The organism is Flavobacterium sp. ASW18X (assembly GCF_005144745.1).
In the GTDB taxonomy this organism is placed as follows: domain Bacteria; phylum Bacteroidota; class Bacteroidia; order Flavobacteriales; family Flavobacteriaceae; genus Croceivirga.
Window position 1 is genome coordinate 59630 of sequence record NZ_SWKK01000012.1, and the last position, 19814, is coordinate 79443.

Below are 19814 nucleotides of genomic sequence, written 5' to 3' on the forward strand. Positions count from 1 at the left end.
AATATTTGTTTAGTTTCAGCAAAAGCTGTTCCATTGTCCAGAAGGACAAAAAATTGGTTACTAGGCTGCCAAAATTACATAAAAAAAAGCCTCTAAAAGAGACTTTTTATTGAGTTGTTTTACTAAAGGATGTTAATACTCATCCTCATTCCATAAGTAATCTTCTTCGGTTGGGTAGTCTGGCCAAATCTCTTCTATGGATTCATATATCTCTCCACCTTCTTCTTCCATAGATTGTAGGTTTTCTACAACCTCTAAAGGGGCTCCTGTTCTAATAGCGTAATCTATAAGCTCATCTTTAGATGCTGGCCAAGGTGCATCACTTAAATAAGAAGCCAATTCTAAAGTCCAATACATAGCAATGGTCTGATTTTAAAATTTTTGCAAAAATAATTTTTAAACCCTAAGTTCCAAGGATTTTCCAATTTAATTAAAGATTATTTTTAACATTTCAAAATTGAAACGGTAAAATTCTCAATTTATTGGTCGACTTTGGTCGGAATCCATTTCACCTCTTCGGCTTTTAATTCTTTTGACAACATCCGTGCCAACACAAATAAATAATCTGATAAACGATTTACATAGGCTAAAACGGTCTCTGGAACCGCTTGTTCTTCGTTTAAATAAGATATCATACGTTCTGCACGTCTACATACCGTACGTGCAATATGACAGTATGACACTGTAGTATGGCCGCCAGGTAATATAAAGTGTGTCATTTCTGGCAATTCATCATTCATTCGGTCCATTTCCTGCTCTAAAACGGCAATATCTTCTGCGCTTATTCTTGGAATTTTAAGCCGATTATCTTTATTGGGCTCGGTAGCTAATATGGCTCCTAAGGTAAATAGTTGGTGTTGTAACTGTGTTAAAAAATCCTTGTAAAACGTAGGTATTTCTTGGTCTCTTATAAGCCCTAGATACGAATTAAGCTCATCAATAGTTCCGTAACTTTCTATTCTAATATGGTGCTTAGGCACTCGTTTTCCTGTAAATAGAGCGGTGGTAGCCTTGTCACCTGTTTTAGTATAAATTTTCATGCAATTCTTTTCAGTTGTCAAAATGTTTCTCTTCAACTAGTTATCAAACCTACGTTTATCATCCATGAACTTTCTAGACTTTCTATTGCGTTGGTTCCGCTTGTTGTTAAAAAGGATAATAAAATACACCAAGGCTAAACCTCCTAGAATAAAATATATGGTGTTGTTCATCTTTTTGTTTTAAAATTAAGGCATTAAATTCTTATCGTGAAATGCTCTTTTTCTTGCTCTTTGCGGATAAATAAAATTCCGCACCAGAAAGCATCAATACTAACTGTAATATCTTTTGTGTTAATAAGTTGTTTCCAATCCCTTTTATTAGTTTTAAAAAGATTTGTAATAACAAAAACAGTGTCATTATGAATTTCTCCTTTTTCCATAAGGAAATCAAAATTGATTTGAGGTAATTCTTCTACAAGAACCAAATCATAAGGGGGGCTACCAAAAATTACATGTGGGTAGCATGCAGCTATTTCCTTTTTAAATTCTGCATGACCGTGCCAGAGGACATGCTTAATATTGAAATAGGGTATGCTTTTTAAGACTAAATTTTTTGTTCTATTGTAATGTCTTCTCGGTCTTTTATACAAGCACTTTGTGAGTAAATTATATACAAACGGACTATGTACGCCATGCTGGTTGGTAGACTTTACCAAGAAACTTAAATATGTGATAAAGTTAGCAATCATTAGCCTTCTAAAATAGAAGAAAGGTGAAACCACCGTTCTGTTTTGGCTTCAATTTCAGCTTCTACTTCTCCTAATTCAATAGATAGCGATGTAATTTGCTCCCCATCTAAAGTTTCGTCTGTAAATTTTTGCTGTAGTTCTTCTTTTTTCTTTTCTAGTTTCTGAATTTCTTTTTCTAAGTTTTTGTACTCCTTTTGTTCCATGTAGGTTAACGTAGGGGTATCTTCTTTAGTTTTCCAGTTGGCTTTTTCAGAGGCTACATTGTTTTCTCTTTTTTCTTCTCTTGCTTCTTGCAAGCGGCTACTCTCATACACCCTATAATCCGTATAATTGCCAGGGAAATCTTCTATTAAACCATCGCCTTTAAAAACAAATAAGTGATCCACTATTTTGTCCATAAAGTAGCGGTCGTGAGATACCACAATTAAACAGCCCGGAAAATCTAGAAGAAAGCTTTCTAAAACGTTTAAAGTGACAATGTCTAAATCGTTGGTAGGCTCATCTAAAATTAAGAAGTTGGGATTTTGAATTAATACGGTACACAGATATAATCTTTTACGTTCTCCTCCGCTTAACTTTTCTACAAAATCATATTGTTTTTTACGGTCAAAAAGAAAGCGTTCTAACAATTGCTGCGCAGAAATTTGTCTACCTTTTTTAAGTGGAATATAGTCGCCAAACTCTCTAATAACATCAATTACTTTTTGGCCTTCCTTAATTGTAATTCCTTTTTGAGTATAATAGCCAAACTTAACTGTTTCTCCTACTACAATTTTACCGGAGTCTAACTTTTCGCCCCCTGTTAGTACATTTAAAAAAGTAGATTTTCCTGTTCCATTTTTGCCAATAATGCCAACACGCTCCCCTTTAGTAAAACTGTAGTCAAATTTTTGAAGCATTACCTTATTTCCAAAACTTTTGGTAAGATTGTGTAGTTCTACAATCTTGCTGCCCAAACGTTCCATATTGAGTTCTAATTGCACCTCGTGCTCCTTTCTACGCTGGTGTGCTAAAGATTTTATTTTGTAAAAATCGTCTATTCTAGATTTAGATTTAGTAGTACGGGCTTTAGGCTGTCTCCGCATCCAATCTAACTCTTTCTTAAACAAAGATTTATTTTTATGTTGTTCTACGGCTTCTCTTTCTAGGCGCTCTCCTCGCTTTTCTAAATAATAACTGTAATTACCCTTATAACTGTATAATTGGTTGTTGTCTAGCTCTATAATCTCATTACATACACGTTCTAAAAAATAGCGGTCGTGCGTTACCATAAAAAGCGTAATGTTCTCTTTTCTAAAAAACTCCTCTAACCACTCAATCATTTCTAAATCTAGGTGGTTGGTGGGCTCATCTAAAATTAGGAGTTCTGGTTTATTAATTAGGGCGTTAGCAAGAGCTAAACGTTTTTTTTGCCCGCCAGAGAGCACTTTTACTTTTACATCTAAATCGGTAAGGTTTAATTTAAATAATATTTGCTTGTATTGGGTTTCAAAATCCCAAGCATGGTGGCGCTCCATAGCATCGAACGCCTTTTGATATTGCTCTTGGTCTTCTGGATTAGCAATAGCCTCTTCATAAGCCGCTATTACAGTAAGGATTTCGTTTCCAGATGCAAAGATGGTTTGTTCAATGGTAAGTTCCGGGTTTAAATCTGGCTCTTGTTCTAAAAAAGAAACCTTAATTCCTTTTCTGGTATTTATTTGTCCTGTTTCTGAGGTGTCTTTGCCTGATAAGATGCGTAAGATAGAAGTTTTTCCACTGCCGTTTTTGGCAATTAATGCAATTTTCTGGTCCTTATTTATACCAAAAGAGATATCAGAAAACAAAACTACCTCGCCATAGCTTTTAGAAATGTTTTCTACCGTCATTAAATTCATCTTACCCTATTTTATTTTATTGTAAAGGAACAAATATCGGATGGATAATGCTGCCATCAAAAATAGATTTAGAGGTGATATGGCGTGGATGCCAAAAGTCCACAAAAGAATTATAATTACAATTCCGCCTAGAGCTACCAATAAATAAGTTTTTAGCCATTTTGGAAACCCAGTAGATTTGCTAACTATAAAGGCCATATAGGTGTTAAATGGTAAAAGCCAAATAAAATTTAGATTAAAACGTGTAACCTCATGGTCAGTAGCTAACCATAGTAATAGAATAAAACAGCCTGCGATACCACTTAAAAAGAACAAGCTAAAATCTAATATTTTGCTTCTAAATCCATGCTTTCTGTCCAAATAGGTTATGGCAATAACTAGTCCTAAAAGAATTAGAAACCAAAACAATGGCGTAGTGATAAAAATGCTACCCTTTTTTACTTCTGGGTACTCTAAAACCGTGCGCTCCCTTTTAACTATAGGTTGGTCATCTATAGTGGTGTTTTTTAATTGTTCATGGGCGTAATATGGTAGAAACATTTGTTCTACCGCACTTGCCTTACGGTCAGTAATACCGCCAAAAGCTAAATCTATCCCAAAAGCGCCCCATGAGTTAATGGGTATAAACTCGTGGACTAAATTTCTAAAGGTTTTTTGTTCAGTAAGGTGATGGTCTTTAAAAGTTATGCGACTCCCAAATTGATTTTTAAGGACGACCCCGGTAATGCTAGAGCAATTGTTAAATAGAGGGTCATATAAATATTCTCTGTTCTCTGGCAGATAATTCTGTTCAAAAAACTGAAACATCTCATTTGTTTCTTTTGGTGTTAAATTCAAGATTTGTTCCTTTACCCATCGCCTATCAAGTTCATATTCATACAAGAAGCGGTCAAAGCTCCGTCTGCTAAGGGAGTAAATTAATTTCCCTTTTGTGAAATTGAGGTAAAAATTAGGCCTATTAAAATCGAACGTGCCATAATTGTAAATTACATCAATACCTTGTGCAGGGTCCTGTACTCTAAAAGCAGAATGTCCAAAGGAGTAATACAAAACATCACCCGCTCCACAAGTCATTACGCTTATTGTAGCCTTGTCAGACAAGGTAATTTGCTGTGCAAATGTCCATTTAAAACTCAGTAAGCACAACAGTATAAGGAGGTAGAAAGTTCTTTTCATAATCTGATATGCGCAAATATCCATATAATTGTTAATTGTTAAAAAAGTACAGTGCTTATATGCCTGTTTTTTAGCTTATTTTTACCAAAACACTAGTAGATGAAACAATACATTCCTAATTTAATTACGCTTCTTAATCTTTTTTGCGGTTGTGTTGCCATACTCTTTGCTGTAAAGAATCAGTTAGATTTGGCTGCTGCATTTGTGGTTTTAGGAATTATATTTGATTTTTTTGATGGATTTGCAGCACGATTGTTAAATGTTTCTAGTGAAATAGGAGTACAGTTAGATTCTCTAGCTGATATGGTAACGAGTGGCGTAGTCCCAGGAATCGTAATGTATCAACTACTAAGTATGGCTCAGGTGGGGGGCTGGAATGTAGATGTATTTGGAGTGCACTCATCTGTAGCTCTTTTGCCTCTCTTTGGTTTTGTAATTACATTGGCATCTGCCTACCGTTTAGCTAATTTTAATGTGGATGAGAATCAAGTTTCTTCTTTTATAGGCCTGCCAACACCTGCTAATACCTTGATGGTGTTGTCTTTACCATTAATTTTGCTATTTCAGCATAATGATACTTTGAATTCTATCATTTTAAATCAATGGTTTTTGTTAGGTTTTACTGTTCTCAGTGCCTATTTGCTAAATGCGAAGATTGCATTATTTGCATTAAAGTTTAAGAACTGGGATTTTAAAGAGAATGGTGTAAAATATCTGTTTTTGATTGGGAGTTTGATTCTCTTGCTTACCCTAAAATATTTAGCAATACCCATAGTGATATTGCTTTATATAGGGCTGTCTTTAGTTTCTAAAAAGTAAGGGGTTTAGAATTCTAGCTTCTTTTTACGTAGTTCAAAGTTTTGACCCAAATACACTTTACGTACCATTTCGTCTTGTGCCAAATCTTCTGGAATACCTGCTTTCAAGATTCCACCTTCAAACATCAAATAAGAACGCTCTGTAATGGCTAACGTTTCTTGTACGTTGTGGTCTGTGATAAGAATACCTATATTCTTATTTTTTAGCTGCGCTACAATCCGCTGAATATCTTCTACGGCTACAGGGTCTACACCAGCAAAAGGCTCATCTAACAAGATGAATTTTGGGTCTGTAGCCAAGGCTCTTGCAATTTCGGTTCGTCTACGTTCCCCACCAGATAGCAAGTCACCTCGGTTTTTACGTATATGCCCAAGGCTAAATTCATCTATCAAAGACTCCATCTTCATGTGCTGTTCTTTTTTAGAAAGATTGGTAGTTTGCAACACACTTAAAATGTTATCTTCTATACTTAGTTTTCTAAAGACAGAAGCTTCTTGCGCCAAATATCCTATACCGTTTTGTGCACGCTTATACATGGGAAACTCGGTTATTTCCATGTCGTTTAAAAATATCTTTCCACCATTGGGTTTAATAAGCCCAACAATCATGTAAAAAGAGGTGGTTTTACCAGCGCCGTTTGGGCCTAGAAGACCAATAATTTCGCCTTGTTTTACTTCTAAAGATATACCTTTCACTACCTTACGGCCGCGATAGGATTTCATAATATTGTCTGCGCGTAGAATCATAATGGATAGTCAAAGCTAACCAAACCAACTGAAATGCCTAGTAGGTTTGTGAAAAAATTAGTTCTCGTTTTCTTCCAAAGCTTCCCAATACTCGTAGGCCCTTCTTAAGTGTGGAATCACAATGGTGCCACCAACTAAAGTTGCTATACCTAAAGTTTCCATTACTTCTTCTTTAGTTGCTCCGTTTTCCTTAGAACTTTCTAAATGGTATTTAACGCAATCATCACAGCGTAATACTGCTGATGCCACTAACCCTAAAAGCTCTTTGGTTTTAATGTCTAATGCCCCTGGCATAAAAGCGTTGGTGTCTAGATTAAAAATCCGTTTGATTAATTTATTGTTATCACCTAGAATTTTATCATTCATTTTTGCCCTGTAGGCATTAAATTCTTCTACTTGATTAGCCATTTTTTGCTGCTTTTTCTTTTTTAAGGTCGCGCTTAATTACCACGCCTGAAATATAAATACTTACTTGATATAAAATAAGAACTGGTATGGCCACCACTATTTGGCTGGCTACATCTGGAGGTGTAATAACTGCAGAAAGTATAAGAACCACAACCAGTGCTATTTTACGGTATTTCTTGAGAGTTTCTGGAGTAACTAGTCCAATTTTAGTTAGGAAAAAGATAATTATCGGGAGCTCAAACATTATACCACATGCAATAACAGATGCTCTTACAGTAGAGATAAAAGAACTAATGTCTATCTCATTAGTAACCTCTTTACTAACTTGGTACGTTCCTAAAAAATTTATAGATAAGGGAGCAACTACGTAGTACCCAAATAAAACACCTAAAAAGAATAAAAAGGAGGCAACAAATATGAAGCCTTTACTGTATTTGCGTTCTTTCTCGTACAATCCAGGACTTATAAATTTCCATAGTTCATATAACAAATAGGGAAAGCCAAGAATAAATCCAGCCCAGATAGAGGTCCAAATATGCGCGGAAAACTGCCCTGCCATTGTTCTGTTTTGTATGGAAAAAGGGAGCGACTCTCCACAAAACTCAGAATCAATACCAAAGGTAGTCGCTATTTTGCAAAAGAATTTATAGGTGGGGAAGTCCATTTTTTTAGGACCAAAAATGACGGTGTCAAAGATAAAATCTTTCATAACAAATGCTACACAGCCAATGATAACAATGGCTAATGTGGAGCGTATCAAGTGCCATCTTAGTTCTTCTAAGTGGTCAAGGAAAGACATTTCGTTAGGGTCCTTTGCTACTTTTGCCATTAAGTTATTCCTTCGTTTATAAGATTATGAATATGTATAACACCCTTGTACTCGTTATCTTGTACTACTAAAAGCTGAGAAATTCCGTGTTTCTTTAGGAGTTCCATGGCTTTTACTGCTAAGATATCAGCTTCTATAGTTTTAGGAGCTCTGGTCATAATATCTTTTGCGGTTAGGGTGCTTATATTATCGTGTTTATTTAACATCCTACGGATATCACCATCGGTCACCACACCAACAACCTCCTTGTTTTCCATTACGGCCGTTACCCCTAACATTTTCTTAGAGATTTCTACAATAACCTCTTTAACGCTAGCATCTGCCGCTACTATAGGTTTTTCATTAGTCTCTACGATGTCTGCTACCCTCAAATACAAGCGTTTGCCTAAAGAACCTCCTGGGTGGTATTTAGCAAAATCTTCTTTACCAAATTCTCTCAATTCTAGCAAGCAAATGGCTAAAGCATCTCCCATAACCAATTGCGCGGTTGTACTTGTGGTTGGTGCTAAATTGTTTGGGCAAGCCTCTTTTTCTACATAGGTGTTCAAAACAAAATCTGCCTGTTTAGCTAAAACTGATTCTGCGTTACCGGTTAAACCAATTAAAGTATTGCCACCTCTTTTTATAAGAGGAATGAGCATCTTAATTTCTTCCGTATTGCCACTTTTAGATAGGCAAATAACCACATCATTATTCTGTATGGTACCAAGGTCTCCATGGATAGCATCGGCAGCATGCATAAATATAGAAGGTGTACCTGTAGAATTTAAAGTTGCTACTATTTTAGAGGCAATGAGCGCGCTTTTACCTACGCCAGAAATAACTACCCTTCCCTTACTATTAAAAATGGCAGTAACGGCACCTTCAAATTGTGTATCTAAAAAGGGAATTAAATCAAGTATGGCTTTGCCCTCGTTCTCTATAGTTTTGCGGGCAATTTCTAGAATTGCTTTGTTAGCGTTCAATGTTGTTGTGCTATTATGGGTTGTAATCTAAAAGAATGTATTATCTTTAATTTTACAAAATTAAACAAAGAAATCTGTATAGTTTATATAAAAAGGACGCTTGGATAAAAACTATGACCAAATCCTCTCATCTTGACCAACTTAATTGTTTGTCCTTTTTAAACTGAAATTAGAGAATGAGTGCTATTGCAATGGAATTACAGAACGCATTAAAGAAGTATTTTGGTTTTTCACAGTTTAAAGGACTTCAAGAACAAGTAATCACCAATATTTTAGAAGATAAAGACACGTTTGTAATAATGCCTACAGGTGGTGGTAAATCGCTTTGCTATCAATTACCTGCATTAATGCAAGATGGAACGGCAATTGTGGTTTCTCCTTTAATCGCCTTAATGAAAAATCAGGTCGATGCGATAAGAGGGGTGTCATCAGAACAAGGTATTGCCCATGTATTAAATTCGTCTTTAACTAAAACAGAAATTAAACAGGTTAAGAATGATATATCCTCAGGGGTTACAAAATTACTGTATGTAGCTCCAGAAAGCTTAACCAAAGATGAGAACATAGCGTTTTTACGTAGCGTTCAATTATCTTTTGTTGCGGTGGACGAAGCACATTGTATCTCTGAATGGGGACATGATTTTAGACCGGAATATAGAAACTTAAGGAGTATAATTTCTAGATTAGGAGATAATATTCCTATCATAGGGCTTACTGCAACGGCTACGCCAAAAGTGCAAGAAGACATCATTAAAAACTTAGGGATGGTAGATGCTAAAGTGTTTAAAGCATCTTTTAATCGTCCTAATTTGTTTTACGAAGTACGCCCTAAAACTAAAACAGTAGATGCAGATATAATTCGTTTTATTAAGCAAAACGAAGGCAAATCTGGGATTGTATATTGTCTTAGTAGAAAACGCGTAGAGGAGTTAGCGCAAGTATTGCAAGTAAACGGTATAAGCGCAGTGCCCTATCATGCGGGATTTGATGCTAAAACTAGAGCCAAATACCAAGACATGTTTTTGATGGAAGATGTAGATGTTGTGGTGGCTACTATTGCCTTTGGTATGGGTATAGACAAGCCTGATGTTCGTTTTGTCATTCATCATGATATTCCTAAAAGTATAGAGAGTTACTACCAAGAAACAGGTAGAGCGGGTAGAGATGGTGGCGAAGGCCATTGTTTGGCATACTATGCGTACAAAGATGTGGAAAAACTAGAAAAATTCATGTCTGGGAAGCCTGTAGCGGAACAAGAAATTGGTCATGCTTTATTACAAGAGATAGTTGCCTATGCAGAGACTTCCATGTCTAGAAGAAAATTCATTTTACATTATTTTGGAGAAGAGTTTGATGAGGTGAATGGGGAAGGAGCAGACATGGATGATAATGCTCGCAATCCCAAACCAAAAGAGGAGGCCCAAGAAAATGTGCTAAAACTTTTACGTACAGTATCAGAAACAAATGAAAAGTTCAAAACTAAAGAGATTGTAAAAACCCTAGTGGGGAAAACTAATGCACTAATAACATCTCATAAAACCAATGAACGTGAGGTTTTTGGTATAGGTGCTGATAGAGAAATTGGCTATTGGATGGCGCTCACTAGGCAAGTATTAGTTGCAGGCTATCTAAAAAAAGAAATAGAACGGTACGGCGTATTGGGAGTTACTAAAGAGGGTAAGGATTTTATGCAAAATCCTAGCTCTTTTACGATGACCTTGGATCATGAATATTCTGAGGCGGTCAATGATAACATCATTACAGCAGGCAAAGGAGCTGGTGCTAGTACGGACGAAAATCTTTTAAAACTGTTAAAGGATTTACGCAAAAAAGAAGCAAAAAAGAATGATGTACCACCATTCGTTGTGTTTCAAGACCCTTCCTTAGAAGATATGGCACTTAAATATCCTATTTCTATGGAAGAATTACTCAATATCCACGGAGTAGGAGAAGGTAAGGCTAAAAAATATGGGAAACCGTTTGTTGCCTTGATTAATAACTATGTGACGGAGAATGATATTGTTAGGCCAGAAGATTTAGTGGTGAAAAGCACTGGAGCCAATTCTGGATTGAAACTATACATCATACAAAATGTAGATAGAAAATTACCCTTAGATGATATCGCTTCTGCAAAAGGATTAGAGTTGCCTGAATTGATTAAAGAAATGGAACAGATTGTCTTTAGTGGTACCAAGCTTAATTTAGGCTATTGGATAGATGAGATTTTAGACGAAGACCAACAAGAAGAAATTCACGATTACTTTTTAGAAGCGGAAACCGATAGTATTTCCGCAGCTATGGAGGAGTTTGATGGAGACTATGAAGACGAAGAACTGCGTTTATATCGCCTTAAATTTATAAGCGAAGTAGCGAACTAGTTTATAATGGAGAATTATCAATATCAAAAAAAGCCCTTGAATTTGTTCAAGGGCTTTTTATTATGAGAAAATTGAATCTTTAATCTAATTCAATTCCTAATTGCTCATAAACTTCTCTCTGTTGTTCCATATAGCCTTCCCAGCCGCCAGCAGATATAATTTGGAAAATGCCTAATCCAAGAACTAGAATACCTAAAACCAAGCCTACAATTGCCAATATTCTGGCTGTATTTACTTGACTATAGTTAGAATATTGTTCAGGAGCAAGTGCATATGTCTTTTTATCTTTATTAGCTAATACTAGTGCTATAGCAGAAAGGATAATACCACCAATACCAGCACTAAAACAGCAGCATAGATAGCCAAAAATGCTAAGTACGATAGAAATGGTTGCATTAGGTAACTTTTGTTGTTCCATAAGAAATTGTTTAATGTAAAAGTTTGATTATATAGTTGATTATTATTAACCCTACAGTAGCGAAACTAAAAATATTGATTAGCAAGGTTACATTTTTTTTAGGACTTAACTTGCTAAAAATGAATAAACCTAATAGCGGAATTAAGGTGTATATCGCCGGATACATAAAAAAAGCATCTATAAATTCACCTCTAAGCAATAGTGCAATAGATCGTTGCAATCCACAGCCAGGACACTCTATCCCAAAGAGCTTTTTATTCATACATGGTAGCATGAATTTTTCTAAGGAGGCATGTAATGCTAACATAGAATTTAAGTTTCGGTTTTAATCAGGTTCAAATTACTATTATTTTTGAACTAGAAAACAGATAAGGTTAAAATTGTTTTAACAAATATGTTTAAAAAAGGAGATTCGGTAGAGGTGTTAGACGAGCCCATTAAAGGTAACGTCATCGCTATCAATAATAATCAAATTACAATAGAAACCGAAGATGGTTTTCCATTAACTTTTTCTGCTAAGCAATTGGTTAAAGTGGCTGGGGAAATTAAAGTAAGTAATTTTGAGGCTTTTCAAGTCCAAAAACAAAAAGACCGCCCACAGAAAAAGCGCAAACCTGTTGTTAAGCCAAAGGAACGTAATGCTCCTAAAATGGAGGTAGACTTACATATACACCAACTTACCAAATCTGTAAGGGACCTAACTAATTTTGATATGTTGAACCTTCAGTTAGATACTGCAAAACGTCAGTTAGAATTTGCAATCAACAAACGCATACAAAAAGTTGTCTTTATCCATGGAGTGGGAGAGGGCGTATTAAAAGAGGAGTTACACTATCTATTTGGCAGGTATAGCAATGTGTCTTATTATGATGCCGACTACAAAAAATACGGCCTCGGAGCCACGGAAGTATATATTAGCCAAAATGGTTAATTACTCGTAGTGGTAATTACGCCAAACTCATTGATAGTTAAATCTGTAATTCGCTCTTTGTTATCATTTTCTAATGTGATGCCTTGTAATTGAATCGTATGCTCAAAGGTAGTCTCATCTACAGCAACAGTGGTAATTAAGACCTGACCATCAGAAGCTTCTATCTCTTCTGTTACTGTTGGTGTGGCAGGCGGAAAATCTGAGCAGAAGTATGCGCTAGTCACATTATCAGAAAATATTCGGTAGGTTAATTGGGAACCGCTAGTGCCAATGTTACTGGTTATGGTACTTGAGCTAGCTTCGTTTTTTAGTAAACCGCTTGCTAATTTTAATATAAGGGCTTGGTCGTCATTTAGTTTAAAAAATAGCGTTGTACTTGTGGTAAGTGTACCACAATTTTGTGGGTCAACACTATCAAAATCAATGGTTTCTATTTGTAAATCGCCGTCGCTGCAGGCTATAAAGCTGCCCAAGGCCAAAAGTAAAAGTACTCGTTTCATGTTTTCAAATTTAAAGCAAATACATTTTATGCCGCAGGGCAAGCACATCAAATTTAGAAGTAATTAACAGAAGAATGGCTAATTTTGCTTTTTAGAAAATACGGATAGATGCAACAGGTTTACTTAGATAATGCGGCCACAACCCAAGTAAGACAAGAGGTTATTGTTAAAATGCAAGAAGCTTTAGCGACTGTTTACGGCAATCCTTCTTCTACACATAGTTTTGGTAGGTCTGCTAAAACAGTTGTAGAAAAAGCAAGAAAGACCATTGCTAAGTATATAAATGCGCACCCTGCAGAAGTTATTTTTACATCTGGGGGTACAGAGGCGGATAATATGATATTACGTTGCGCTGTAAGGGATTTAAATGTTGAAACTATAATTACCTCTAAAATAGAGCATCACGCCGTGTTGCATACGGTAGAAGAATTGGCTAAGGAATACCAAGTAAAATTACATTTTGTGCAAATAGATGCTTATGGTAATCCAGATTTAAACCATTTAGAATCTTTGTTAGCTAAAGATGAGACCAAAAAGTTGGTTAGTTTAATGCATGTAAATAATGAAATAGGGAATCTGTTAGATTTGCATACAGTTGGTAATTTGTGTCAAAAATATGGTGCACTATTCCATTCAGACACGGTACAATCTTTAGGTCATTATCCTTGGAACTTTAAAGAAACACCTATTCATTTTTTAACCGCTGCAGCTCATAAATTTCATGGACCAAAAGGTATTGGTTTTGCTGTAATTAAAAGAAATTCTGGGTTAAAACCACTACTATTTGGCGGTTCACAAGAGCGTGGCTTTAGAGCAGGTACAGAGTCCTTTCATAATATTGTTGGGCTAGAAGAAGCATTTACCATTTCTTACGACTCGTTGGCAGAAGAAATGGCCTACGTTAAAGAATTAAAGGCACATTTTATTAATGGTTTAAAAAGAGAATTGCCAGGGGTGGCTTTTAATGGCTATTCTGCAGATATGGATAAAAGTACCTATACTTTAGTCAATGTTAGGTTACCGTTTAATGAGCAAAAGTCTTTAATGCTTCTATTTCATCTAGATTTAAAAGGGATTGCTTGCTCCAAAGGTAGTGCATGCCAATCGGGGAGTGATTTAGGGTCTCATGTATTGACTGAGATTTTACCAGAGGAAGAACTTAAAAAGCCGTCGCTTAGATTTTCTTTTTCTAAATACAATACTATAGAAGAGTTAGATTATACCATTAGTATACTTAAAGAATTTGCCAATAGCTAGTTATTCTTTCTACGCTTCTTTTCTTTATCATATGGAAACTTTCTAGAAGCTGCTTTCATCATTTTGTCAATTAACTCGGTTGTGTTTTTTCCAGTTTTTTTTGTGATGGCCTTTTCGTATTTCCAAAGTAGTTTTCCAGTATCGCCATCTGCAATTTTAATGCCGATACGACCGTAATTGGCATCACCTCTAAAATAATCAAAGAAGCTAAACTCTGTAGATACGCCCTTAGAAAGTAAAACATTAAGGTCTAGGCTACCACTGATAATACCATCTACACCCAATATTTTGGACAGCTCTTTAGTGCTATACACATCTAAATTAGTGTAATCTATACCCTTTTCTTTTAAAATACGGTTGGTTTCCTTGGTTTCTTGAAAATCTACATTAAATTTCTTTTTCTTCTTGCGAATAGAAAAATATGTTTCTAAAGCATTTTGCACAGCATATGCTTCTCTTTCAGTAAGCGATTTTAATTCTTCTCCTGGACTTTGTTCTAGCTCTAATTGGGTGATAAAAGGTAAAATGGCTAGTATTTGGTGGTCATCCGTAAGGTCGTCAAAAGAAGCGCTCTCATAAATATTTTTCTGTGCATCAACTGTAAAACCTAGAAAAAGTAAACTAACTAAAAGTAAATATCGAATCATGAGTTCATTAAAAACGCATATTCATTTTTAAATTGAATAAGCGAGAGGTTAAAAAATTGGGTACCGCAATTTGATTTTGGCTTTCTACATCTCTAACCCATGTGTTTGTAATGCTATTTTGATTGTTAAAGAGGTTAAAAATTTCAAAACCTACATCTAACTCTTTAAAAACGGCCAACCAATGGTCTTTAGGTCTGTTAGAATTTCCGTCCGCAAAAATATAGGAAATTCCTAAATCCACCCGTCTATAGTCTCTTAATCTACGTTGAAACTCATAAGGATTTTCATAGTTAGGCGAGCCACCTGGCACTCCTGTATTATAAATAAGATTCAGGTATAATTTTATATTGGGTATTGTAGGCATATAATCTTGGAATAACACTCCAAATTTTAATCGCTGGTCGGTTGGCCTAGCAATATAGCCACGGTTGTTCCAATTTTCTTCTGTTTTTAAATATCCTACGCTCACCCAAGAATCTGCGCCAGGAACAAAGGTGCCGTTTAATCTTAAGTCCACACCGTACGCGTACGCCTTTGCAATATTAGCCGCAGCATAGCGGATGCGTACATCTTCTATAGTATAAGGGTTTACGTTATTTAAGTGTTTATAATAAGCTTCACTAATCAATGTAAAAGGACGAGAAAACCACTGAAAGGAATACTCATTACCTATAACTAGGTGTGTTGAGCGTTGTTCCTGTACAGAAGGCTGCACTATGCCTCTAAAGTTTCGCATTTCTCTATAAAATGGAGGTTGTTTATAACTCCCTACAGCAATTCTAAATAAGGCATCTTGTTCCCAGTTTGGTTTTATAGAAAACTGGGCTCTTGGACTAAAAAAAAGATGTGAGTTATTGTTGCCATTCTCCACACGAGAGTTCCAATAATGACCACGAATGCCAAGGTTGTAATAAATGTCATGGTTGCCCCATTGCGTTCTATTTTCCCATTGTAAATAAGCACTTAAACGGTCTGTCTTAACGTAATTTAGGGCTGCTACCTGTTCAAAAGGGATTATGGCGCCGGTAAATGGTTCTTCTGGCTGGTTATTAGGTATTGCCGTATTTGGAGGTCTTAAAGAAAAACCTGCAGAATCTAAGAAAGTCGCCTCTTGTAGCTGGTCTCTAAAATCTTCTAAACTAAATTTTACACCCCATCTAAATTGTTGGCTATCATTTTTAATTATCCCTTTATGTTCTAAATTTAAAATCAGGGCATCCAATTCGTTCCTAGCTCTACTTAGTTGAGCGCCTATACTTCTTGCATTTACTGCTTGTCCAAAATCAGTAGTCCCCAAATTATTTGCCACTTCACCAATTTGGTAGGCCGCAATAACATCAGATAGTTCACTCTCATTAGTATGGTAGGCACTGGCAATAACATCTAATTTTACATTGTCTTTTGGTAAAATACTTGCTTTTAGGGCTCCAAATTCAGTTTGGTATTGTGTTTTTTCTTTTCCATCATAATAAACAATTAAAGCCTTGGGCTCATTTATGGTGCCAAAATTAGTTTGCCTAGCTATAGGCGTATTGGTGTAATTGTTAAGTGCTACATGCCCCAAAACATTAAAAGAAAGAGTGGGGCTCACTTTAAAAATAAATTGAGATTGAGCATCTAAAAATCGAGGTCTTACTGTAGTTTGCGTTTGTTGACTATTTACAAAAAGGCTATTATCTCTGTAGCGTACGCCAGTGATACTGCTTACATTTTTGTTTTTAGAAATCGTTTCTAAAGTACTGCCGAATCCAAGAAAGCTAGCATTGGCGGCAACTGAAAATTGAGTTGGCCTCTTATAGGTTATTTCTAGTACAGAAGACAAGCGGTCACCATGTTTGGCTTGGAAACCACCTGCAGAAAAATCTACCTTAGAAACCATTTGTGGATTTATAATACTAAGACCTTCTTGTTGCGCAGACCGAATTAAAAAGGGACGATATACCTCTATTCCGTTAATATATATAAGGTTTTCATCAAAGTTGCCACCTCTTACATTGTATTGTGTGCTGAGTTCGTTGTTAAAATAAACTCCAGGAAGTAGTTTTAGTATGTTTTCTACTCCGGCGTTGGCAGCAGGAATTTTACGTACAAGTTCTGGAGCTATGGAGGTAATACCTTTTGTAATCCTATCTCCTGTGGGGCTTACCTCTACATTCGCCATTTGTATGGCATCTGCACGTAACACGGGATTAAATTCAAACGTTTCATTCGTGTTTAAAACCAAATTATTTACGGTAATTGTTTTAAAACCAATGTGTGTAAAAGTCAGTTGTAGGTTTTTATCTGCTATAACCTCTAATAAGTAACTGCCATCGCTGTTGGTTACCGTGCCATAGGGAATAGCGGTAATGTTAACGCCAGCTATGGGTTGTTGTGCTTCATCTAAAACAATACCTGTTATCACTGCGTTTTGAGCAAGAGACAAGGGTAGGGAGCAAAAGAAAACTAATAGAATTAGTAGGCCCCGATTGGTAATTTGTGCGCTATTTTCTAAAGAAAGTTTGTTCAAGTGTGGTAGTATTACCAACATTATCGGTTACCGTAACTTTTAAATTGCATTCGGTCTTATCCATAATCTTATCATCAAAAGTGTAGGTTATGGTTCGGGTCTTTGGCTCATATTCCATTAGAATCCATTCGCCATTAATTGTTGCATTATAACTGTTTATGCCACTTAAATCATCAGCAATGGTTAAGCTTAAATAACGATAATTAGTTAACCATTGTTTTGCTTTAAAATTTTTAGGCGTAATAACTGGTGGAGTTGTATCTTTTGCTATTGTATAAGTGCCAAACGTTCTAGTTCTAGCCGTAAATGTGTTGCCTCGTTTATACGTTTTGGTGTAACTCGGGGTTTGGTCACTATCTTTTAGTCTGGCTATGAATAGTTGTTTTCTTTCTTCAGCAGGGAATGCGGAAACATCAAAACTTATGGTAAAGTTTCTGTGTGCAGCGACCGTGTTATCATGAATGCCAACCGTATCTTTTCCTTTTTTTAGGTCGATGTAAAAATCGTTGTAAAACGTATTCTCAGGAAAAAAAACCTTAGCAGCACCAAGGTCAAAGCTATTGGGCTTATTGGCCAAGATATAATTATCGGTTTTTTCCACTTTTTTGGGGCTCTTAATGGCTTCTTTAGCTCCTTTGACAGGAATAATTAATTTGGTTTTATTTCCTTTGTAATCTGCTAAAAGGATTTCCACTTTATAAGATAACCCTTGCTCAATAGTAATCTTACCGTCTAGGTATAGCTGTTTATATATGCTTAATTTATTATAGGGTTCTTTAAATAATTTCTGAATTCGTTGACGGTGTTTACCAAAATGTTTGTAATCTATTAACGTATTGATGTAGCGTGATTCCGCAAAAGAAAAGGTTTCAAAATCAAACTCAGAGTATACTTTTCCGTTTACAATTTGTTTTACAGAATAAACACCATTTTTATTTGCGGCCATATCTAAACGGTCAAATCCATTAACTCCAAAACCAATGGTGCCTAAAGCAGTAACTTCATCCGCCAAAAAACTACCATCTTTTTGTTTGGTAAAATTAATTTGTAACTGATTCTCACTTCCGTTTATATGAGCATTTTCTAAAGGATAACCATATAGCCCAAGTAAGGTGGGGTTGGTTGCATCCCTTACTTCGTAACCATATAACAACGGATTGGTGGGTTTTTCTGTAACACTGCTACGGATTTCAAAATGAAGATGAGGACCACCAGAGCTCCCCGAGTTTCCGGAATATGCAATTACATCACCTTGTTTTATTTTTAATTCACCATAATCAGGAAATACCTCTACCTCATAAGACTTTTTCTGGTATTGTATTTTTTTAATATACGCTTCTATTTCTGGACTAAATTTCTGTAAATGTGCATAGACAGAGGTATATCCATTAGGGTGTGCAACATATAGTGCTTTACCATATCCCCAATGAGATATTTTTATGCGGGTTACCGTTCCATCTGCAATGCCGTAAATTGGTAAGCCTTCCCTCAACTGAGTTTTAATATCTATCCCTGCATGAAAATGATTGGAGCGTAACTCGCCAAATGTACCAGCCAAAATTATAGGTATATCCATGGGAGACCTAAAGACATCTTGTGGATATTTTGTTTGTGCCAATGAGCTAAAAACGGATAAAAATAATACACAGATTAAGGGTATGCGCATAGCAAGGAAAAGTATTTAGGCACTAAAGTAACTATTCGCTCTCAATATAAAAAGCAGGGAAAATGTTAAGAAAGTGAAAATGTAAGAATAATGTAAAAACTATTGTAAGGTATTTTTAGGATAGTTAACTTTGTTTGAATACGCATTGCAATTTGCATATGGCCGAACTTATTGAAATAGTTGATGCTTTAGAAAACAGAATGAGCAAAGTGTTGCACAAATTAGAAGTGTTGCAGCAGCATAATTTAAGTTTAACCCAAGAGGTAAACCGTTTAAAAGGGCAACAACAGGTAGACAAAGAGGCTTTAGAGGCTTGGGAAGAAAAGTACAATTCCTTAAAACTCGCAAATTCTATGCTGGGTAGTAATACAACAAATAAAACAGAAGCAAAGCTCAAGATAAATACACTGATACGCGAAATTGATAGCTGTATAGCACAATTAGCGGAATAGTGGAGAAGGATAATATGGGGGAAAAGCTAAAAATAAAGCTTTCCATTGCGGATAGGGTCTATCCATTGACCATTGACCCTAAACAAGAGGAAGGTTTAAGAAAGGCAGCCAAAAACATAGATATGTTGGCCAAAAAATTTGAGCAAAACTATGCGGTTCGTGACAAGCAAGATGTGCTTGCCATGTGTGCATTACAGTTTGCCTCCAAAATTGAGCAAGGAGATATACAAGAAGCAGAAAGCGTTAAAGAGGCAAAAGAGAGATTAAAAGCCTTAGACCAATTGGTCCGCACTAAGCTTGGCGTAGAATAAGTTCTTTTAAATAGAAAATTGTTACTGCCCACATTGGTACTATTTTTTTGACAAACTCAACACTAATACAATTAAAAAGGGTGAGTTTGGATTGTAAAGGCATGCCTTCTTTGTCAAGGATCCCTGATCAGTCTGGTAGCCCTAAACCTGTTAATAGGAGTTTGTACAAAACTTCTTGGCTAATGTGGGCTTTTTT

22 protein-coding genes and 1 other RNA gene are annotated in these 19814 nt (G+C 35.9%); 7 read left to right on the plus strand and 16 right to left on the minus strand.

What is annotated here, in order from left to right; genetic code table 11:
• Nucleotides 1-132: 132 nt before the first annotated feature.
• From FBT53_RS09270 to FBT53_RS09290, 6 genes are all read right to left on the minus strand, one after another.
• Nucleotides 133-357, minus strand: coding sequence for a DUF2795 domain-containing protein (locus tag FBT53_RS09270; protein ID WP_010520089.1), 225 nt, complete (start codon nucleotides 355-357; stop codon nucleotides 133-135).
• Between the two features lie 122 nt (nucleotides 358-479).
• Entirely contained in the window at nucleotides 480-1040 is a 561-nt protein-coding gene (locus tag FBT53_RS09275) for a cob(I)yrinic acid a,c-diamide adenosyltransferase (protein WP_136950907.1), read from the minus strand.
• Nucleotides 1041-1076: 36 nt separating this feature from the next.
• Nucleotides 1077-1211, minus strand: coding sequence for a hypothetical protein (locus FBT53_RS16365; protein ID WP_255578253.1), 135 nt, complete (start codon nucleotides 1209-1211; stop codon nucleotides 1077-1079).
• Between the two features lie 23 nt (nucleotides 1212-1234).
• Complete coding sequence (locus tag FBT53_RS09280) at nucleotides 1235-1729, minus strand: hypothetical protein (RefSeq protein WP_136950908.1); 495 nt, start codon at nucleotides 1727-1729, stop codon at nucleotides 1235-1237.
• The gene (locus tag FBT53_RS09285; RefSeq protein WP_136950909.1) at nucleotides 1729-3606 is read right to left on the minus strand and encodes an ABC-F family ATP-binding cassette domain-containing protein; all 1878 of its coding nucleotides are present in this window, start codon (nucleotides 3604-3606) and stop codon (nucleotides 1729-1731) included. Before FBT53_RS09285 ends, FBT53_RS09280 begins: the two co-directional genes overlap by 1 nt.
• Before the next feature lie 6 nt (nucleotides 3607-3612).
• Complete coding sequence (locus FBT53_RS09290) at nucleotides 3613-4782, minus strand: DUF4105 domain-containing protein (RefSeq protein WP_136950910.1); 1170 nt, start codon at nucleotides 4780-4782, stop codon at nucleotides 3613-3615.
• Nucleotides 4783-4881: 99 nt separating this feature from the next.
• Between FBT53_RS09290 and FBT53_RS09295 the strand changes: the two genes are divergently transcribed.
• Nucleotides 4882-5601 carry a phosphatidylcholine/phosphatidylserine synthase gene (locus tag FBT53_RS09295; RefSeq protein ID WP_136950911.1) on the plus strand — a complete coding sequence of 240 codons (720 nt, stop codon included), beginning with the start codon at nucleotides 4882-4884 and terminating at the stop codon, nucleotides 5599-5601.
• Between the two features lie 5 nt (nucleotides 5602-5606).
• On the opposite strand, the gene lptB is transcribed toward FBT53_RS09295, so the two are convergent.
• The 4 genes from lptB to FBT53_RS09315 are packed head-to-tail and all read right to left on the minus strand — an operon-like array spanning nucleotide 5607 to nucleotide 8549.
• Nucleotides 5607-6347 (minus strand): LPS export ABC transporter ATP-binding protein, encoded by a 741-nt coding sequence (gene lptB / locus FBT53_RS09300; RefSeq protein WP_136950912.1) that lies wholly within the window; start codon nucleotides 6345-6347, stop codon nucleotides 5607-5609.
• Nucleotides 6348-6404: 57 nt separating this feature from the next.
• Nucleotides 6405-6755 carry a carboxymuconolactone decarboxylase family protein gene (locus tag FBT53_RS09305; RefSeq protein WP_136950913.1) on the minus strand — a complete coding sequence of 117 codons (351 nt, stop codon included), beginning with the start codon at nucleotides 6753-6755 and terminating at the stop codon, nucleotides 6405-6407.
• Entirely contained in the window at nucleotides 6748-7584 is an 837-nt protein-coding gene (tatC, locus tag FBT53_RS09310) for a twin-arginine translocase subunit TatC (RefSeq protein WP_136950914.1), read from the minus strand. Before tatC ends, FBT53_RS09305 begins: the two co-directional genes overlap by 8 nt.
• Nucleotides 7584-8549: an SIS domain-containing protein gene (locus FBT53_RS09315; protein ID WP_136950915.1), complete on the minus strand. Its 966-nt coding sequence runs from the start codon at nucleotides 8547-8549 to the stop codon at nucleotides 7584-7586. The genes tatC and FBT53_RS09315 overlap by 1 nt, the downstream gene beginning before the upstream one ends.
• A gap of 176 nt (nucleotides 8550-8725) precedes the next feature.
• Between FBT53_RS09315 and FBT53_RS09320 the strand changes: the two genes are divergently transcribed.
• Nucleotides 8726-10927 carry an ATP-dependent DNA helicase RecQ gene (locus FBT53_RS09320; protein WP_136950916.1) on the plus strand — a complete coding sequence of 734 codons (2202 nt, stop codon included), beginning with the start codon at nucleotides 8726-8728 and terminating at the stop codon, nucleotides 10925-10927.
• Nucleotides 10928-11006: 79 nt separating this feature from the next.
• On the opposite strand, the gene FBT53_RS09325 is transcribed toward FBT53_RS09320, so the two are convergent.
• Nucleotides 11007-11345 carry a CCC motif membrane protein gene (locus FBT53_RS09325; protein ID WP_136950917.1) on the minus strand — a complete coding sequence of 113 codons (339 nt, stop codon included), beginning with the start codon at nucleotides 11343-11345 and terminating at the stop codon, nucleotides 11007-11009.
• A 10-nt stretch (nucleotides 11346-11355) separates the two neighbouring features.
• The gene (locus FBT53_RS09330; protein ID WP_136950918.1) at nucleotides 11356-11652 is read right to left on the minus strand and encodes a DUF2752 domain-containing protein; all 297 of its coding nucleotides are present in this window, start codon (nucleotides 11650-11652) and stop codon (nucleotides 11356-11358) included.
• Between the two features lie 87 nt (nucleotides 11653-11739).
• Here FBT53_RS09330 and FBT53_RS09335 point away from each other — a divergent pair, with 87 nt between their 5' ends.
• The gene (locus FBT53_RS09335; RefSeq protein WP_136950919.1) at nucleotides 11740-12276 is read left to right on the plus strand and encodes a Smr/MutS family protein; all 537 of its coding nucleotides are present in this window, start codon (nucleotides 11740-11742) and stop codon (nucleotides 12274-12276) included.
• Here the strand turns inward: FBT53_RS09335 and FBT53_RS09340 are convergent.
• A complete protein-coding gene (locus FBT53_RS09340) occupies nucleotides 12273-12776 on the minus strand; it encodes a hypothetical protein (protein ID WP_136950920.1) in 504 nt (167 codons plus the stop codon). The two genes, FBT53_RS09335 and FBT53_RS09340, sit on opposite strands and share 4 nt — an antisense overlap.
• Nucleotides 12777-12884: 108 nt before the next feature.
• Here FBT53_RS09340 and FBT53_RS09345 point away from each other — a divergent pair, with 108 nt between their 5' ends.
• Nucleotides 12885-14033 (plus strand): cysteine desulfurase family protein, encoded by a 1149-nt coding sequence (locus FBT53_RS09345; RefSeq protein WP_136950921.1) that lies wholly within the window; start codon nucleotides 12885-12887, stop codon nucleotides 14031-14033.
• On the opposite strand, the gene FBT53_RS09350 is transcribed toward FBT53_RS09345, so the two are convergent.
• Genes FBT53_RS09350 through FBT53_RS09360 form a run of 3 tightly spaced genes read right to left on the minus strand, consistent with a single transcriptional unit; the run spans nucleotide 14030 to nucleotide 18855 of the window.
• Nucleotides 14030-14680 carry a hypothetical protein gene (locus tag FBT53_RS09350; RefSeq protein ID WP_136950922.1) on the minus strand — a complete coding sequence of 217 codons (651 nt, stop codon included), beginning with the start codon at nucleotides 14678-14680 and terminating at the stop codon, nucleotides 14030-14032. The genes FBT53_RS09345 and FBT53_RS09350 overlap by 4 nt on opposite strands.
• Before the next feature lie 7 nt (nucleotides 14681-14687).
• The gene (locus FBT53_RS09355; RefSeq protein ID WP_240729803.1) at nucleotides 14688-17189 is read right to left on the minus strand and encodes a carboxypeptidase regulatory-like domain-containing protein; all 2502 of its coding nucleotides are present in this window, start codon (nucleotides 17187-17189) and stop codon (nucleotides 14688-14690) included.
• Complete coding sequence (locus tag FBT53_RS09360) at nucleotides 17164-18855, minus strand: M23 family metallopeptidase (RefSeq protein WP_136950924.1); 1692 nt, start codon at nucleotides 18853-18855, stop codon at nucleotides 17164-17166. The genes FBT53_RS09355 and FBT53_RS09360 overlap by 26 nt, the downstream gene beginning before the upstream one ends.
• A 158-nt stretch (nucleotides 18856-19013) precedes the next feature.
• Between FBT53_RS09360 and FBT53_RS09365 the strand changes: the two genes are divergently transcribed.
• The 3 genes from FBT53_RS09365 (at nucleotide 19014) to ssrS (ending at nucleotide 19781) form a co-directional block, all read left to right on the plus strand.
• Nucleotides 19014-19307, plus strand: coding sequence for a hypothetical protein (locus FBT53_RS09365; RefSeq protein WP_136950925.1), 294 nt, complete (start codon nucleotides 19014-19016; stop codon nucleotides 19305-19307).
• A gap of 14 nt (nucleotides 19308-19321) precedes the next feature.
• Complete coding sequence (locus tag FBT53_RS09370) at nucleotides 19322-19618, plus strand: cell division protein ZapA (RefSeq protein ID WP_136951082.1); 297 nt, start codon at nucleotides 19322-19324, stop codon at nucleotides 19616-19618.
• A gap of 54 nt (nucleotides 19619-19672) precedes the next feature.
• Nucleotides 19673-19781, plus strand: a non-coding RNA gene (gene ssrS, locus FBT53_RS09375) — 6S RNA.
• The last annotated feature ends 33 nt before the right edge of the window (nucleotides 19782-19814 follow it).